Annotated in this window: 1 protein-coding gene; it reads right to left on the reverse strand. The window is 39.8% G+C overall.

Annotated elements, in window-relative coordinates; translation table 11 throughout:
- Window positions 1–761: 761 nt before the first annotated feature.
- Complete coding sequence (locus Q4Q50_RS22280) at window positions 762–1712, reverse strand: hypothetical protein (protein ID WP_063883885.1); 951 nt, start codon at window positions 1710–1712, stop codon at window positions 762–764.
- Between the last annotated feature and the right edge of the window lie 241 nt (window positions 1713–1953).

The following is a 1953-nucleotide window of genomic DNA, read 5'->3' on the forward strand; positions in this document are numbered from 1 at the left end:
TTCGCGCCTTTGCACAGGGGGCAAATTTGCGCAGCTTCTAACTTAGGTTGTTCCGATGGCTGAGACACGGTAATCCTTATAGCAAGATAAGTTATTATAGCGCGGAGATCATAATAGATTCTTGCAACTCAAACTTAGTTGATTGGCACCAAAGTGAGACTTTAAAACTTTCCAAACTACGTTTGAATGCTTTAGTTTAAAAGTCGTGGGGCTTCACCCCTCAGGCTAATATTGGTGCTGTTTAGCACAATGCTATATTGATTGCGGCCTCACGGCCGAGATAAATCAAAGTCGTGGGTCTTCAACCCACACCCGACCAAGAGGGGATCAACAGCAATTCCCTCTTGGATCTCCCTTGCCGCCCCTAGCGAAGTTACATGCATTAGAGACTGGCCTTGGTCTTATGGATAAATTGCTATCGCTTCCGAAGGATGCATCCCTGCACCTGCGAAAGCTAGCCGGACATCCATCTCCGGACTCACGCAATTTATTCCAACGCCCCGCGGCAACTTCGCAGGGGATGGTGAACTTCTGTAGTTTTGGTGTTGCCTGTGAATCCCAAAGATTTGTGTCTTTTCCATTTTTTTAAAATTGGGTGTCCTGTTTTGTTGTTCAATAGTTTGTGCTCATCAAGTTATCTAACTTAAATGATATTTGGATGTATTTATTTGGCTCAGTGAACCGCATTCCTGCGTTATAGCAGTAAGGTTCACAGATGCGCACACGGTGAATACGGAAGGCGAGTTGAAATCACGTTAATTTTATGACTTTGTGAATTCTTTAAAGAATTCATCCTGTCTTTCAAATTGAGCGTTTAATTCTTCTTCAGTGATATCAGGCAGAGAGTCATACCAATGCTGTATTGAACTGATATTTGTATCTGTTTCTTTTATTCTAGCTATAAGCTTCTGAAAATTATCTGGTATCAAGCAGGCTAAATTTTCAGCTTGGACTGGACTATAAAACCCCGACATTGGTGGATTAATGCCAAATTTACGCTCCATGTCAAAACCTACTAAAAGTACAGGATTGCTTAATGCAACCGTAAGGGCTATTAATTCAACTGTTTTCAGGTAGTAAGAAAGACTCTGGCTACATGCTTTTTTATCAAATTGCGGGACGCCCATTCCATTTATATGGCGAAACCTTGGAGATATGATGTTGAAGCTATTTTCCAAGCCGTTTACATGAATGACATTACAGATATCCCAATAATGCTCTAATAAAACGTCTGTCCATAACTCGTCATTATCTTGGTCATACTGCGGAGTTGCCTTTTTTAGTGCACTTAACGCACGCTTAAAATTTGGTGTACCGTTATCTGAAACCGAATGCATCCACTTTTTTGCCTTTTCTGACTCAGTACTATCCAAGACAAAAAAACTGCCCGCTACTACGAGTTCTAAAGCTCTCCTTAAAGAATCAAAAGCATTTTTGTAGTTGCCCTGAAAGATCACCGTCAAACAACTATCCAACTCATGTACCGCTTCAACCCACGGGAAAATGCTTACTTTTTCTAAGTGATCGGCTCTTGCCGTAGGAGCTTCCATTAACTCATGCGTACAAAATGACTCAGCTTGCTCAAGCTTTTCGAGGTTTGGATAGTCATTATAGATATAGTTAGAAGTCTCTGTAATAACACTTTCCAAACTAGAGAGAAGTATATCTCGTCTAGCGTTAAAACTTTCTTTTGGTAGGTTGAATGGATTCAAGGTCAACTCTTTTTAATAAATTTGACGTGCTACATACGATAACTGAAAAGATAGTTATCCACCAAAAATTAGAGTTCAATACTTTCCAAATCAGTTGATATTTTCTATCAATAGAGAAATACAGTAAGGTGTAACAAACCTTTGTTCAACAAGATGAAAAACACCTTTAAATCAGCTCATTATGAAACACAGGGAGTGTTAATCCATCCCGATATATTTTGCCCACTCAAGATAGTTTACT

This window comes from Shewanella scandinavica, assembly GCF_031932065.1.
In the GTDB taxonomy this organism is placed as follows: domain Bacteria; phylum Pseudomonadota; class Gammaproteobacteria; order Enterobacterales; family Shewanellaceae; genus Shewanella; species Shewanella baltica.